General features: G+C 67.2%; 10 protein-coding genes. 3 read left to right on the top strand and 7 right to left on the bottom strand.

Annotated elements, in window-relative coordinates:
* Positions 1-44 precede the first annotated feature (44 nt).
* Positions 45-2,393, bottom strand: a complete 2,349-nt coding sequence (locus ACZ3H8_RS15265) for a DUF6049 family protein (protein WP_467402289.1) — start codon at positions 2,391-2,393, stop codon at positions 45-47.
* Positions 2,394-2,560: 167 nt separating this feature from the next.
* On the opposite strand from ACZ3H8_RS15265, the gene ACZ3H8_RS15260 reads away from it, so the two are divergent.
* Complete coding sequence (locus ACZ3H8_RS15260; protein ID WP_467401773.1) at positions 2,561-4,003, top strand: CCA tRNA nucleotidyltransferase; 1,443 nt, start codon at positions 2,561-2,563, stop codon at positions 4,001-4,003.
* Positions 4,004-4,409: 406 nt separating this feature from the next.
* On the opposite strand, the gene ACZ3H8_RS15255 is transcribed toward ACZ3H8_RS15260, so the two are convergent.
* From ACZ3H8_RS15255 to ACZ3H8_RS15245, 3 genes are all read right to left on the bottom strand, one after another.
* A complete protein-coding gene (locus ACZ3H8_RS15255) occupies positions 4,410-5,678 on the bottom strand; it encodes an MFS transporter (protein WP_467401770.1) in 1,269 nt (422 codons plus the stop codon).
* Between the two features lie 76 nt (positions 5,679-5,754).
* Complete coding sequence (locus tag ACZ3H8_RS15250) at positions 5,755-6,837, bottom strand: inositol-3-phosphate synthase (protein WP_467401768.1); 1,083 nt, start codon at positions 6,835-6,837, stop codon at positions 5,755-5,757.
* Between the two features lie 59 nt (positions 6,838-6,896).
* Positions 6,897-7,613, bottom strand: a complete 717-nt coding sequence (locus tag ACZ3H8_RS15245; RefSeq protein WP_467401766.1) for a PadR family transcriptional regulator — start codon at positions 7,611-7,613, stop codon at positions 6,897-6,899.
* 359 nt (positions 7,614-7,972) lie between these two features.
* Between ACZ3H8_RS15245 and ACZ3H8_RS15240 the strand changes: the two genes are divergently transcribed.
* Positions 7,973-10,678, top strand: a complete 2,706-nt coding sequence (locus ACZ3H8_RS15240) for a transglycosylase domain-containing protein (protein WP_467401763.1) — start codon at positions 7,973-7,975, stop codon at positions 10,676-10,678.
* Positions 10,679-10,802: 124 nt separating this feature from the next.
* Complete coding sequence (locus ACZ3H8_RS15235) at positions 10,803-12,341, top strand: glycosyltransferase family 87 protein (RefSeq protein ID WP_467401762.1); 1,539 nt, start codon at positions 10,803-10,805, stop codon at positions 12,339-12,341.
* Between the two features lie 126 nt (positions 12,342-12,467).
* On the opposite strand, the gene ACZ3H8_RS15230 is transcribed toward ACZ3H8_RS15235, so the two are convergent.
* From ACZ3H8_RS15230 to ACZ3H8_RS15220, 3 genes are all read right to left on the bottom strand, one after another.
* Entirely contained in the window at positions 12,468-13,499 is a 1,032-nt protein-coding gene (locus ACZ3H8_RS15230) for an alanine racemase (RefSeq protein ID WP_398990271.1), read from the bottom strand.
* Positions 13,500-13,584: 85 nt separating this feature from the next.
* Complete coding sequence (locus ACZ3H8_RS15225) at positions 13,585-14,703, bottom strand: lipid II:glycine glycyltransferase FemX (protein ID WP_467401758.1); 1,119 nt, start codon at positions 14,701-14,703, stop codon at positions 13,585-13,587.
* Between the two features lie 120 nt (positions 14,704-14,823).
* Positions 14,824-15,138, bottom strand: coding sequence for a hypothetical protein (locus ACZ3H8_RS15220; RefSeq protein ID WP_307662353.1), 315 nt, complete (start codon positions 15,136-15,138; stop codon positions 14,824-14,826).
* Positions 15,139-15,299: the final 161 nt, after the last annotated feature.

The following is a 15,299-nucleotide window of genomic DNA, read 5'->3' as shown; positions in this document are numbered from 1 at the left end:
GCAACCCCACCTCATCGTCCCCGGCCCACCGGCCACGACATCGCTCAACGGTCCACTTTCTCACCCGTGCCCGACGGGTCGCCGCTGCCCGGTCCGGTGTCCGGTGTCGGGTCACTCGCCTGCCCGGGATCGGGGCTGCTGATGTCACCCTCTGAGCCCTCTGACGCGGAGCCCTCTGACTCTGAGCCCTCTGAGCGTTCCGTGTCCTCCGCAGCTGCGTCTCGCGCAGCCGCGCGCTTGCGCTGGGTGTACATCCTGACGCCTGCCAGGACGAGCAGCAGCACACCGCCGGCGATGACGAGCATCACAGTGGGAGTGATCTCGGAGACCTTCACCGTGAACCTCATTGGGTCGCCGTACGGCTTTCCGTCCTCGGTGAAGAGCTGGGCCGTCATCTGCACCGGGCCGTTTGCATTGGCCGCCGCGGCGAACTTCACCGACTGGCTGTGGCCGCCTTCGACCTTGATCGGCTGCTGGGCGGTGGCCTTGTCCTGGTCGAGGTTGAGGCGGGTGGCGTTGTCCGACGTCAGCCGCAGCACCAGATGGTCGATCCCCTGGACCAGTCTGTTCTGCACAGTGACCGGGATCGTCGCACTGCGCCCCGACAGGGTGATGGCCGACTTCTCAATCAGCTGCACCTCTTCGGTGAGGCTCCGCAGGTAGGCCCGCACACCGTCGCGGTACAGCTGGGCCCCCACCGGGTTGCCACGCCAGGAGGTGGACATCTCCCTGTCGATCGCCCTGCCGAACGGGGTCTCCACCCGGTCCTGCGCGGTGAGGATGACCTTGAAGTTGTCGAGGGTGTTCTGCGTGTTCCTGATGTCGCGGAACGCCTGAGGCGGCAGCTCCTGCTTGCGCAGCTGCTCGGGATAGCGAGAGCTGCCCGGCACCTTGGTCTCGGCATTGGCATCGGGCTTGGCGCCCGCGGCAGCGACCAGGTCGAGCGGCTGCGTCCAGCGTTGGGCTTCGAGGGCTTGCAGCGCGCGTGCCATGGACTGCGCCTGGGACGCGCTCGGGATCCGTTGCGGGGCGACGACGATGCTCCGCTGCTTGCTGGGGGCCTGGAGGGTCAGCGCAAGGGTCTGGGCGAGGAACTCCTGAACCGCGAGGGTGGAATTCCCGGTCTTGATCATGTCGCCCTGAAAGGCGGTGGAGAGCCGGGCGTCGGCGACCACTGCCGTTGTCCCGCCGCCAATGGGGCGCGCCGCGCTGGGCGTGTACGACAGGTCGTCCCGCAGGCTGTCGCTGCGGGAGATCACTTTGTGGGCGCCGGCCGAGGTGGCGACATCGACGATCGAGGAGTCGATGGCGCCATCGACGGGCCACGCGAAGTCGATGGACGGCTTCACGTGGAGGATCGTCTCCACGGTCGTCTCGGCGACCTTGGTGGCCGACTGCAGATGGCTGAGGGATCCGGAGATGTTCTTGCCGCGGTGCGCCAGGGAGGCCAGATCAGGGTCGGCGAACGGCAGCGCGACCACCTTGCGGCCCTGGACCGCGGCCTCGACGGCGCTCAGCCACCGCTTGGCAACGGCCTGGTTCTTGCCCGGGACGGTGGTGGCCCCGCTCTTGACCTGATAGTTCCTGGTCATCGCATCGACGCTGGCCAGTAGATCCGGGTCGACGACCCAGGTGACGGGCAGATCGGTGCCGAGGGAGACGAGCTGGTCCAGCCGTCCGCCCGGGGCGAGCTCAGTGGCCAGCGTCTCGTCCTCGAAGACCGGAGTCTGCTGCTCGTCCGATCCCGTCTCCGAGGTGAGGTGGGTCGAGGAGATCAGCGGCCAGAGATAGGTGAACTGGGTCTTCTTCTCCACAGCCTCGGGCTGCCACGGGAGGAGGGTCCGCTCTATGCCCAGGACCTGGTCGAACGGCTCGTCCGGGGTCTGGCCCGACAGGGACACACCGAGCTGGTAGACGCCGTCGTCGTCGAGTTCGAGCTCATTGACCGGGATGGAGAGCGTGAACTCGCGGCTGATGTCGGAGACGAGCCTGGGGATCTTGACTGTGTACTTGTCGCCGACCGGCGAGCCATCGGTGCCCGGCGCATAGCCGGTCTGCTGGGCGACGCGGTCGATGGCGGCCCTGCTGGACAGCTTGGGCCCCACCCGTAGATCGATCTCGGCGTCGGTGATGGTCTGCTTGCCCTTGTTGATCACCGTGCCGGAGATCGTGAGCGTGTCGCTCTCGCCGGGGGCGGTCGGCGTCAGCGTGTCGAGGGACACATCGACTGTGTGGGAGTCCGAGGCGTCCTCGGCCGCGTGCGCGGCTGGCGTGGCCGGGCCGCACAGCAGTCCGGCCACAAGCGGGACGCCGAGGATCACGGAGGCTGTGCGCCGGAGCCACCGGCGGGCAGGAGAAGGGTTCATCTCCTGGAAGTCTGCCGCCTCGGCCACGCGCTCGTCCGTCCTCGTTGTCTGCTGCCGTTGGTGGGTGTCGCTGATTGCGTCCACGCATGGTAACGAGGTGCGCTGTGTCGAAGTGCCGCGGAGTGCCCCACATGATCGGATCGGCGTCATAAACAGGGGCGCTGCGGTCGGCGGGGCACGTACCCTTTTCTGTTGTGCCGAACGCCAATGAAGACAACCCCACTGCACTGAGCCAGGTGCAACGCCGCGCGGTGAGCGAACTGCTGCGGGTGTCCCCTGTCGCCGACGACCTTGCCCGCCGCTTTCAGGAGGCCGGGTTCAGTCTTGCCCTGGTCGGCGGCTCGGTCCGGGATGCGCTCCTCGGCCGGCTCGGCAATGACCTGGACTTCACGACGGAAGCCCGCCCCGACGACGTGCTGAAGATCGTCCGTCCGTGGGCGGACTCGGTCTGGGAGGTCGGGATCGCCTTCGGCACGGTCGGCTGCCAGAAGCAGGGCTACCAGATCGAGGTCACGACCTACCGCTCGGAGGCGTACGACAGAACTTCGCGCAAGCCCGAGGTGTCCTACGGCAACTCGATCGAGGAAGACCTTGCCCGGCGGGACTTCACCGTGAACGCGATGGCCGTGGCGCTGCCGGAGAAGGAGTTCATCGATCCGCACGGCGGTCTCGAGGACCTTGCCGCGCGAGTCCTGCGGACCCCGGGTACGCCCGAGGAGTCCTTCTCCGACGACCCGCTGCGCATGATGCGGGCCGCCCGCTTCGCTGCGCAGCTGGACTTCGAGGTGGCAGCCGAGGTCGTCACCGCGATGAAGGAGATGGCAGACCGGATCGACATCGTCTCCGCCGAACGGGTACGCGATGAGCTGAACAAGCTGATCCTCTCCGCCCACCCCCGCAAGGGGCTGGCGCTGCTCGTCGGCTCCGGCCTGGCCGACCATGTGCTGCCCGAGCTGCCCGCGCTGCGTCTGGAGAGTGACGAGCACCACCGCCACAAGGATGTGTACGAGCACTCTCTGACCGTCCTGGAACAGGCGATGGATCTGGAGGAGGACGGCCCGGATCTGGTGCTGCGGCTGGCCGCGCTTCTCCATGACATCGGAAAGCCACGGACGCGGCGCTTCGAGAGCGACGGCCGGGTCTCCTTCCATCACCACGAGGTAGTTGGCGCGAAGATGACCAAGAAGCGGATGACCGCGCTCAAGTACTCCAATGACATGATCAAGGACGTCTCGCGGCTGGTGGAGCTGCATCTGCGCTTCCACGGCTACGGGACCGGGGAGTGGACGGACTCGGCAGTGCGGCGGTACGTACGCGATGCCGGGCCGCAGCTGGAGCGGCTGCACAAGCTGACCCGCTCGGACTGCACCACACGGAACAAGCGCAAAGCCACCGCCCTCTCCCGGGCCTATGGCGGGCTTGAGGAGCGCATCGCGCAGTTGCAGGAGCAGGAGGAGCTGGACGCGATCCGGCCCGACCTGGACGGCAATCAGATCCAGGAGATCCTGGGTGTGGGCCCCGGCCCGGTGATTGGCAAGGCGTACGCGTTCCTGCTGGAGCTGCGCCTGGAGAACGGGCCGATGGGGCATGATGCGGCGGTCGCGGCCCTCAAGGAGTGGTGGGCGACGCAGGGCTGAGCATGAAACGGCTCCATGTTTCACGTGAAACATGGAGCCGGATCGATGGGCGAAGGGGCGATGTTTCACGTGAAACATCGCCCCTCGGCGTATGCGACTACTTCTTGATCTCATCCAGGCAGAGCACGAACTGCTTGCCCGAGCTGCGCCGCCCCCCACTCGTCTGCTCGAAGTAGCCAACGGATGGTCTTAGTGTCGAGACCGCCGCGGCGGGAGGGCGTCGGAGGCGGCGGGGTGCCCCACTGCTGCTGCGGATATCCGTAGCCGGGCTACGGGGGGTACGGCTGCTGAGGCTGCTGCGCGTACGGATCAGGGTGCCCGTAGGCGCCTTGGCCCTGCTGCGGCGGATAGGTCATGCGGGAAGTCCCCCGCAAACGTGTGCGATCCATTGTTTGACGCGCGCACGCTATATCACCGTGCCAACACGACTCCAACGGGCCATAGTTGCCGCGACGGCTGCGTAGATGACCGCCACTACGACCACCAGGTGGACCGACCGGCCGTCAGGCGGCAGCATCAGCGCGGCGATGGCCGCCGCGCCCACGAAGGCGACGTTGAACAGCACGTCGTAGAGGGAGAAGATCCTGCCCCGGTAGGCGTCGTCCACCGATGTCTGCACCACCGTGTCCGTGGCGATCTTCGCCCCCTGGGTGATGAGCCCCAGGATGAACGCGGCGACCAATATCGGCTCGGGCTCGAACGGCAGACCCAGAGCCGGTTCAAGAACGGCTGCCGCCGCCGCGCACGCCACCATCCATCCGAACTGGCCGAGCCGGCCGACCGCCCACGGGGTCACCACTGCCGCCGCGAAGAACCCCGCGCCCGAGATGGCGATGGCCAGACCCAGCAGGGCCAGGCCGTCCGACTCCTTCTCGGACCAGGCATACCGGCAGAGCATCAGCACCATGACCGTCAGCGCCCCGTAGCAGAAGCGCATCAGCGTCATCGCGGCCATCACACGGGCCGCCGCCCGGCGCTCGGTCAGGTGCCGCAGTCCGCCCACCAGTCCGCGCGCGGTGGAGGCCAGGGCGGCGGCCAGTCGCGGTTGCACCAACTCCTGCTCGGGACCGAGCAGTTCACGTGGCATCCGGAGCGAGGCCAGGGCCGAGCAGAGATAGAGCGCGGCACCCAGCAGAACCACCGCGGCGTCGGAGTTCGCGGACACCAGCCGTACGGCGAAGGCGAGTCCGCCGCCCGCGGTCGCGGCGAGTGTGCCGGCCGTTGGAGACAGGGAGTTGGCCATGACGAGCCGGTCGTCGTCGACCACCCTGGGCAGTGAGGCAGAGAGCCCGGCCAGTACAAAGCGGTTGACGGCTGTGACGGACAGAGCCGAGGCGTAGAAGAGCCAGTCGGGTACGGAGGCGAGAATCAGCACCGCCGTCCCGCTCGCGAGGAGCGCCCGCAGCAGATTCCCGTACAGGAAGACCTGCCTGCGCTGCCAGCGGTCCAGCAGGACGCCGGCGAAAGGGCCGATCAAGGAGTACGGCAGCAGCAGCACCGCCATGGCCGAGGCGATCGCGGTCGGCGAGGTCTGTTTCTCCGGGGAGAAGACGACGTACGTGGCGAGCGCGACCTGATAGACGCCGTCGGCGGACTGGGAGAGGAGCCGGACCGCCAGAAGGCGGCGGAAGTTCGTCAGGCGCAGGAGTACGCGCAGATCACGTACGACAGGCATGCGATCAAGCGTCACATACGAGGAGGGTCCCCGGGCGGATTACCAGGGGACCCTCCTCGGTCGAGCAGGCGAACGCTTAGCGCTCGACCTCACCCTCGATGAACTTCTCGACGTTGTCACGGGCCTCGTCGTCGAAGTACTGGACCGGCGGGGACTTCATGAAGTACGAGGACGCGGAGAGGATCGGGCCGCCGATGCCGCGGTCCTTGGCGATCTTCGCGGCGCGCACGGCGTCGATGATGACACCCGCGGAGTTCGGGGAGTCCCAGACCTCGAGCTTGTACTCCAGGTTCAGCGGGACGTCACCGAAGGCACGGCCCTCGAGGCGGACGTACGCCCACTTGCGGTCGTCCAGCCAGGCCACGTAGTCCGACGGGCCGATGTGGACGTTGTCCTCACCGAGCTCGCGGTCACGGATCTGGGAGGTGACGGCCTGCGTCTTCGAGATCTTCTTGGACTCCAGGCGCTCACGCTCGAGCATGTTCTTGAAGTCCATGTTGCCGCCGACGTTCAGCTGCATCGTGCGGTCCAGGATGACACCCCGGTCCTCGAAGAGCTTCGCCATCACGCGGTGCGTGATCGTGGCGCCGACCTGCGACTTGATGTCGTCACCGACGATCGGGACACCCGCCTCGGTGAACTTGTCCGCCCACTCCTTGGTGCCGGCGATGAAGACCGGGAGAGCGTTGACGAACGCGACCTTGGCGTCGATGGCGCACTGCGCGTAGTACTTCGCAGCGTCCTCGGAACCGACGGGCAGGTAGCAGACCAGGACGTCGACCTGCTTGTCCTTGAGGATCTGGACGATGTCGACCGGTGCCTCGGCGGACTCTTCGATGGTCTGGCGGTAGTACTTGCCCAGGCCGTCGAGGGTGTGGCCGCGCTGCACGGTGACGCCGGTGTTCGGCACGTCGCAGATCTTGATGGTGTTGTTCTCGCTGGCTCCGATGGCATCCGAGAGGTCGAGGCCGACCTTCTTGGCGTCGACATCGAAGGCGGCCACGAACTCGACGTCGGAGACGTGGTAGTCGCCGAACTGGACGTGCATCAGACCCGGCACCTTGCCGGCCGGGTCGGCGTCCTTGTAGTACTCGACGCCCTGCACCAGCGAGGCGGCGCAGTTGCCCACGCCGACGATGGCTACGCGAACCGAACCCATTCCGGTTGCTCCCTGTTTGATCTCGGTATTCCGGATGAAACCCTGCGGACCGCAAGGCATCACTTGGCGGTGTCGTCGGACGGATCCGGCGGGATGGAGTGCCCGGGGGGTGTTCCCCCGGAGGACTCGGCACCCCTGTGCCGGGGCAGGCCGCCCGTCTCTCCAGATGTGTTGTCCTGCTGAGGTGAGCTCTCGGAGGCGGGCTGTCGCTGATCCCGCCCCGCCCGCTCGCTCTCAATGAGCTCGTTCAGCCAGCGCACTTCGCGCTCCACGGACTCCATGCCGTGTCGCTGCAGCTCAAGCGTGTAGTCGTCGAGGCGCTCGCGGGTGCGTGCCAGGGAGGCGCGCATCTTCTCCAGACGCTCCTCCAGCCGGCTGCGGCGGCCCTCCAGCACCCGCATCCGCACCTCGCGCTCCGTCTGCCCGAAGAAGGCGAAGCGAGCAGCGAAATGCTCGTCCTCCCAGGTGTCCGGGCCGGTGTGGGAGAGCAGCTCCTCGAAGTGCTCCTTACCTTCCGCCGTCAATCGGTAGACGATCTTTGCGCGGCGCCCTGCGAGTGACGCGGCGAGCGCATCCTCGGGAGCGCTACCCGGCTCCTCGATCAACCAGCCGTTGGCGACCAGCGTCTTGAGACAGGGGTAGAGGGTCCCGTAACTGAAGGCCCGGAAGATTCCCAGCGAGGTATTGAGCCGTTTCCGCAGCTCGTACCCGTGCATCGGGGCCTCACGGAGCAGACCCAGCACGGCGAATTCGAGGATGCCGGAGCGCCTGCTCATCGTCGCCTCCCTCGCCGTCCCGGTCGCTTATGTCGTGCTGATGTATCGACTCGATACATCAGCACGATAGAACGACGTTCCTGCTGCGACAAGAGGGGCCATGGTGAACGGCGTCACATCGTCAATTCATAGCGAGCAAGTTGCCTGATTTGGGGTGACTTTTGGCAGTAGGTGGGTTTTGACCGTGCGTAGTCTGTGCGCCATGCAGACCACCGGGAACCACGGGACGCCTGAGAGCGTCATCGCCGGGGATGCACAGCGGATGAGCCCTTCGCGGGGCTGGTCCGTATCCATTTCGGGGGGACCGGAACTCAACTGCCGCTTCCAGGCGTCTCGCCTGCCCGAGGAGTAGTCGTTCGATGAGCGAGCACCGTCGCAAACCGCCGCAGTCGCAGGGTGGCGGACGTGCCGCGGCCAGGCGCGCCGCCCCACAGCCGTCTGGCCGCCGCGCAGCCCCGTCCCGGGGTACCACCGCAGGGTCTCCTTCCGCTTCGTCCGCCGAGGAGCGTCCGTACGGCGGCCGGGCCGAGGCTCGCCGCGCCGCACAGCGCAACGGCGGTGGTCGCCGGCGCGTGGACGAAGGCGCGGGCGCCGGCCACGGAGGCCGGGGAGGCGGCCGCCGCGGAGGCGGCGGCGGGGGCCATGACGGTCCCGGCCGTGGTCACGGCGGGCGGCCGTCCAAGAAGCGGATGATCGACTACCCGCGCCACAACAAGTACGGATGGCGCCGGTGGGTGCCGTCCTGGAAGCTCGCCACCGGACTCTGCCTGGGCTTCATCGGCAGCCTGATGGCTGCGGCGACCATTGCGTACGCCATGGTGGAGGTCCCTGACCCGAACAAGACGGCTAAGGCGCAGAACAACGTCTACTACTGGGCGGACGGCAGCCAGATGGCCGCCACCGGTGGAGAGATCAACCGGCAGATCGTGGGCATCGAGCAGATCCCCGAAGCCATGCAGAACGCGGTGATCTCGGCGGAGAACAAGACGTTCAAGACCGACTCGGGAATCGACCCGATGGGCATCGGCCGGGCCCTGTTCAACATGGCCAAGGGCGGGCAGACCCAGGGTGGCTCCACCATCACCCAGCAGTACGTGAAGAACGCGCGGCTCGGCGACCAGTCCCAGACCCTGAGCCGTAAGTTCAAGGAGCTGTTCATCTCCATAAGGGTCGGAACCGACATGGACAAGCCGGAGATCATGGCCGGCTACCTGAACACCTCGTACTACGGACGCGGCGCCTACGGCATCCAGGCCGCGGCCCGTACGTACTACAACAAGAACGCCAAGGATCTGGACGCCAGCGAGTGTGCGTTCCTCGCCTCGCTGCTGAAGGGCGCGACGTACTTCGACCCGGCCGGCAGCGAGGACATCGACCGCGCGGCGACACCGGCGGCCAACAAGGCTCGCGCTACCGAGCGCATGAACTGGATCCTCGACGAGATGGTCAAGGACAACCACCTCAGTGCCGCCGAACGGGCCAAGTTCACCAAGCTCCCGGAGATCGACCCGCCCAAGAAGAACGCACAGCTGGGCGGCCAGGTGGGTTATCTGGTGGCCCTGGCCAAGTCGAACTTCCTCAACAACAACGACAAGGGCATCAAGGCCGACGACCTCGCGCGTGGCGGCTACGAGATCCACACGACCTTCGACGAGGACAAGGTCAAGAAGCTCGCGACCGCGGTCAAGAAGGTTCGGGATGCCAACATCAAGCCGGACAAGCGCCCCAAGACCGACACCTTCGTCCAGTTCGGCGGCGCCTCGGTAGAACCGAAGACCGGCAAGATCGTCGCCATCTACGGTGGCGAGGACGCCACCAAGCACTTCACCAACAACGCCGACCAGACCGGCGCCCAGGTCGGATCGACCTTCAAGCCGTTCGTACTGGCCGCGGCGATGCGGGACGGCGTGCGCGACCCGAGTGAGCCCGAAGACCAGGGAGACGAGTACCGCCACAAGGTCGACCCTGACAAGACCGTGTACAACGGCAAGAACAAGCTCAAGATCAAGAAATACGACGGCACCGTCTGGAAGAACGAGGAAGGAAAGGAGTGGCTGCAGCGCAACGACGGCGATGAGTCGTACAAGAACATCAACCTGCGTGAAGCCATGATCCACTCCGCCAACTCGCCCTTCGTGCAGCTGGGCATGGACGTCGGCATTCCTCAGGTCAGGGAGGCCGCCATCAACGCAGGCCTGCTCGATTCCTCCCTGTCGAAGTCGGACGTCCCCTCCTTCTCGATCGGTATCTCGGACCCCAGCGCGATCCGGATGGCCGGCTCCTACGCGACCTTCGCGGCCAACGGCGAGCAGATGGATCCGTTCTCCGTTACCAAGGTCGACCACGAGGGCCGGACGGTCTACAAGCACGACGACAAGCCCGAGCAGGCCTTTACCAGTGCCGTCGCGAGCAATGTGACCGATGTGCTGAGGGATGTCGTCGACGACGACGAGGGCACCGGCAAGAACGCCCGGCTCCCCGGCCGCGAGGTCGCCGGCAAGACGGGTACCACCGACGGCAACAAGTCGGCGTGGTTCGTGGGCTACACGCCGCAGCTGTCGACCGCCATCGACATGTACCGGCTCGACGACAACGAGAAGAGCAGCAAGAAGCGCGAGTTCCTCGAGATGTACGGCACCGGTGGCCAGGACAAGATCCACGGTGCGTCGTTCCCGTCCGAGATCTGGCAGACGTACATGTCGGAGGCGCTCAAGGGCGCGCCGAAGCTGACCTTCCCGGAGCCTGAGCCCCTCGACGCCGAGGCTTACTGGGGCGGCGGTGCCTCGAGTCCGCCCCCGTCGCCGTCCAACACGCCCTCCAGCACCCCGTCCTCGACCCCTTCGGGCACGCCGTCCACCACGCCTTCGGGCAGCCCCGACCCGAGCCAGTCCTGCAAACCGTGGGAGGACTGGACCTGCGGCACCACGGGTGGCAGTGGCGGCAATGGCGGAAGCGGCGACCCGACCGGCAGCCCGTCGATCAGTCCGACGGCAACGCCACCGGGAACCAACGGCAACGGCGGCGGCAACGGCAACGGAGGGTTCATCGGAGGCCCGAGCAGTTAGCGGCCGCCGGTCCAAGCTCCGGCAACGTCATGAGGGCCGCCGCACCCGGTTCGCACAGCACCTGTGCGCTCCGGGGGCGGCGGCCCTCGCCGTATCCCAAACCCCGTACGGCAGGATGTGCACCATGCCCAGCGCAGAAGAGACGAGCGTGTACCAGGACCGACCGGGCCGACCGGAGCGGCCGGAGCGGCCTGACGTACGGCCCACACGGCGTGACTCCGTCGCCGCGTCCGGCAGCGAGCTGATCGGTGGTCCGGCCGGCCGCTGGGCCCGGCGAGGCAGCAGTGGCTGGCTCACTCCCGTACGTGTCATCGCATTGGTGGCAATCGGCATGTTTGCGCTCGGCATGGTGCAGAAGATGCCCTGTTACAACTGGGCCTGGTTCCGGGGCACGAGCTCCCAGTACACCCACGCCTGCTACTCCGACATTCCGCACCTCTACCTGGGGCGTGGTTTCTCCGAAGGGCTCATCCCGTACTTCGACCGACTGCCCGGCGACATGGAGTACCTCGAGTACCCGGTCCTCACGGGTGTCTTCATGCAGGTCGCGTCGTGGCTCAATCTGGCCGGCGGCTCCATGCAGAACCAGGAGCAGATGTACTGGATGGTCAATGCGGGCATGCTGATGATCTGCACCGCGGTCATCGCCGTCTGTGTGGCCCGCACACACCGCCGCCGTCCCTGGGACGCCCTGCTGTTGGCTCTGGCGCCAGCCTTCGCGCTCACCGCCACCATCAACTGGGACCTGCTGGCCGTGGCGCTCACAGCCGCCGCGATGCTCATGTGGTCACGCGGCCGGACGCTGGCCTTCGGCATCCTCATCGGGCTCGCGACCGCCGCCAAGCTCTATCCCGTACTACTGCTGGGTCCATTGCTCCTGCTGTGCTGGAGGGCAGGCAAATGGCGAGAGTTCGCCACCGCGGCACTCGGCGCGGCCGGTGCCTGGCTGGTGGTGAACCTGCCCGTGATGCTGATGGCGCCGGAGGGGTGGAAGAAGTTCTACACCTTCAGCCAGGAGCGGCAGGTCGACTTCGGCTCGTTCTGGCTGATCATCACGCAGCGCACGGGTGAGCCGCTGGAAGTCGACTCCGTGAACACCTACGCGACGCTGCTGATGATCCTGGCGTGCGCGGGCATCGCGGCGCTGACGCTGAGTGCGCCCCGGCGGCCCCGTTTCGCGCAGCTCGTCTTCCTGGTCGTCGCGGCGTTCATCATCACCAACAAGGTCTACTCGCCACAGTACGTACTGTGGCTGATTCCGCTCGCCGCACTGGCCAGGCCGCGCTGGCGGGACTTCCTGATCTGGCAGGCCTGCGAGGTCATTTACTTCCTGGGGATCTGGATGTACCTCGCGTACACGACCAGCCCCAAGCACCAGGGGCTGCCGCCCGAGGGCTATCAGGTGGCGATCGCCCTGCATCTGCTGGGGACGCTGTATCTGTGCGCCGTGGTCGTACGGGACATTCTGATGCCGGAACGGGACGGCGTACGGAAGGACGGCTCGGACGATCCGTCGGGCGGGGTGCTCGACGGGGCCGAGGACGTCTTCGTGGTGGGGCAGGCGGCGCATCCGCCGCGGCATGCGGCGCACGCGGTGGAGGGGCCGCGGGTGGAGTGGGGGGCGCAGCCCCATGGATCCGGCGGGGCGCAGCCGTCGGCTTAGCGGTCGGCGCTCGGGGTCCGCTCGGCGGAGCCCCCAGCGGGCCTCTCAATGCGCCTCAGCAGGCCTCTCAGAGCGCCTCAGCGGCCGACTCCGGGCGGCCCCTCTCGGCAGGCCCCTCCGGGCGCCTCAGCGGTCGACGAGGCGGTCGAACTGCGTCGTGGTGTGGCGCAGATGCGCCACCAGCTCGTCGCCGACCTTCGGCTCCTGCGATTCCGCCGGCACGAACAGGATCGACACCTGCATGTGCGGCGGTTCGGCGAACCAGCGCTGCTTGCCCTCCCAGACGAACGGCGACAGGTTGCGGTTGACGGTCGCCAGACCCGCGCGGGCGACACCCTTGGCGCGCGGCATCACGCCGTGCAGGGCCTTCGGGGCCTCCAGGCCGACGCCGTGGGACGTGCCGCCGGCGACGACGACCAGCCAGCCGTCGGATGCGGCCTTCTGCTGGCGGTAGCCGAAGCGGTCGCCCTTGGCGACACGGGTGACGTCCAGGACGGCGCCGCGGTACTCGGTCGCGTCGTGGTCGCCGAGCCACAGCCGTGTACCGATGCGGGCGCGGAATCGGGTCTGCGGGAACTGCTGCTGGAGGCGGGCCAGTTCCTCGGCGCGCAGATGGCTGACGAACATGGAGTGCAGCGGCAGCCGGGCCGCACGCAGCCTGTCCATCCACCCGATGACCTCCTCGACCGCGTCGGAGCCGTCCGTACGGTCGAGGGGCAGGTGCAGGGCGAAGCCCTCCAGGCGTACGTCCTCGATGGCGGCGTGCAGCTGGCCCAGGTCCTGCTCGGCGATGCCGTGGCGCTTCATGGAGCTCATGCACTCGATGACCACGCGCGCGCCGACCAGCGCGTGCACACCGTCGACCGACGAGACCGAGCGGATGACTCGGTCCGGCAGCGGAACTGGTTCCTCACCGCGCCGGAAGGGGGTCAGGACCAGGAGATCACCGCTGAACCAGTCCTTGATCCGGGCCGCTTCGTACGTCGTGCCGACGGCCAGCATGTCGGAGCCGAAGCGGGAGGCCTCGTCGGCGAGGCGCTCATGACCGAAGCCGTAGCCGTTGCCCTTGCAGACCGGTACGAGACCGGGGAACTGGTCGATCACGGACTTCTGGTGCGCCCGCCAGCGCGCGGTGTCGACGTAGAGGGAGAGCGCCATGGCCGGCCCGGAACCTTTCTGGTGGCTGCGGTGTATCAGAGGTATGTACGAGATTTACGAGGTTACGGCGTCGGCCGCGGCACCGTCAGCGGCGCGACATGTAGATGTCGAGCGCCTTGTGCAGCAGCTTGTTGAGCGCGAAGTCCCACTCGCCGACGTACTCGACGGCCTCGCCGCCGGTGCCCACCTTGAACTGGATCAGGCCGAAGAGGTGGTCGGTCTCGTCGAGGGAGTCGCTGATGCCGCGCAGGTCATAGAGGGTCGCGCCCATCGCGTAGGCGTCGCGGAGCATCCGCCACTGCATCGCGTTGGAGGGCCGGACCTCGCGGCCGATGTTGTCGGAGGCGCCGTACGAGTACCAGACATGCCCCCCGACGACCAGCATCGTCGCCGCGGACAGGTTCACACCGTTGTGCCGCGCGAAGTACAGCCGCATCCGGTTCGGATCCTCGCTGTTCAGCACCGTCCACATGCGCTGGAAGTACGAGAGCGGGCGCGGCCGGAAGTGATCGCGTACAGCGGTGATCTCGTACAGCCGCTGCCACTCGGCCAGATCCTCGTAGCCGCCCTGGACGACCTCGACACCGGCCTTCTCGGCCTTCTTGATGTTGCGTCGCCACAGCTGGTTGAAGCCCTTGAGGACATCATCGAGCGACCGGTTCGCCAGCGGCACCTGATAGACGTACCGCGGCTGTACGTCACCGAAGCCGGCGCCGCCGTCCTCGCCCTGCTGCCAGCCCATCTTCCGCAGCCGGTCCGCCACTTCGAACGCACGAGGTTCGATATGCGTCGCCTCGATGTCGCGCAGCCGCTTCACATCCGGGTCCTGGATTCCGGCCTTGATCGCGGGCGCGTCCCAGCGGCGGATGACGACCGGTGGGCCCATCTTCACGGAGAAGGCGCCCTGCTGCTTGAGGTGGGCGAGCATCGGCTGCAGCCAGTCGTCCAGGTTCGGCGCATACCAATTGATCACCGGGCCCTCGGGCAGGTAGGCGAGATAACGCTTGATCTTCGGCAGCTGGCGGTACAACACCAGGCCTGCGCCCACCAGTTCATCGCTCTTGTCGAACCAGCCCAGGTTCTCCGAGCGCCATTCCGTCTTCACATCAGCCCACGCCGGGACCTGGCAGTGACTTGCCGCGGGCAGGGTCTGGATGTACGCCAGATGCTGCTCGCGGCTGATGGTCCTCAGGGTCAAGCTCATGCGGGGCGCTCCTCGGCAGGTGTGTCCCCATGGGTACAGGGGCTCCGGCTCTCGCGCCGAAGCCTACTGCGCTGGGGGAGCGCCCCGAATGGCTGCTGGGAACCTGGCCCAGGACTCCGCCTAGCCCAGGACCCCGCCGAAGAGTCCGCCGTGGGCCATGCCGAGGAAGAAGCCGAACGCAGAGGCGCCGAGACCGATGATCAACGCGAAGCGTTCGCGGGTCGTCACCGAGATGAACTGGCCGTAGGCGCCTGTGAGGATCCCCACCAGCCCGGTCCAGGAGCTGAGCAGATGGAGGCTGTGGAACATCGCCGAGACGAAGGCGATAGCGCCGAGCACCAGAGTCACCGCGAGCAGGGTGTCCTGGAGGGGGTGAGGCTTGCCGTCTGTGGCGAAGAGGGAGACGGAGGAACGACGTCGCATTGCCTGTGCCATGGGGCACCTCCTGGCGTTGCCGGAAGGCGGCGCACTGTAGCGCCGCGCACACCCGATGTGTACAGACTGCGTCCCCAGGCCACCGGATTTCAACCGGAAGCCTGTCTGCGGGTACTCTGTACGGTCTGCACCGGTGTCTGTCCAGGCCAGAAAGCAATCCC

The organism is Streptomyces sp. NPDC002868 (assembly GCF_055563295.1).
Note: the sequence above shows the minus strand (reverse complement) of the source record. Positions and strands in the feature narration are given on the sequence as shown.

Coding starts and splice junctions, on each gene's coding strand:
- ACZ3H8_RS15255 (WP_467401770.1), bottom strand. CDS start 5,678: ATGCCTGTCGTACGTGATCTGCGCGTACTCCTGCGCCTGACGAACTTC.
- ACZ3H8_RS15250 (WP_467401768.1), bottom strand. CDS start 6,837: ATGGGTTCGGTTCGCGTAGCCATCGTCGGCGTGGGCAACTGCGCCGCC.
- ACZ3H8_RS15245 (WP_467401766.1), bottom strand. CDS start 7,613: ATGAGCAGGCGCTCCGGCATCCTCGAATTCGCCGTGCTGGGTCTGCTC.
- ACZ3H8_RS15240 (WP_467401763.1), top strand. CDS start 7,973: ATGAGCGAGCACCGTCGCAAACCGCCGCAGTCGCAGGGTGGCGGACGT.
- ACZ3H8_RS15235 (WP_467401762.1), top strand. CDS start 10,803: ATGCCCAGCGCAGAAGAGACGAGCGTGTACCAGGACCGACCGGGCCGA.
- ACZ3H8_RS15230 (WP_398990271.1), bottom strand. CDS start 13,499: ATGGCGCTCTCCCTCTACGTCGACACCGCGCGCTGGCGGGCGCACCAG.
- ACZ3H8_RS15225 (WP_467401758.1), bottom strand. CDS start 14,703: ATGAGCTTGACCCTGAGGACCATCAGCCGCGAGCAGCATCTGGCGTAC.
- ACZ3H8_RS15220 (WP_307662353.1), bottom strand. CDS start 15,138: ATGGCACAGGCAATGCGACGTCGTTCCTCCGTCTCCCTCTTCGCCACA.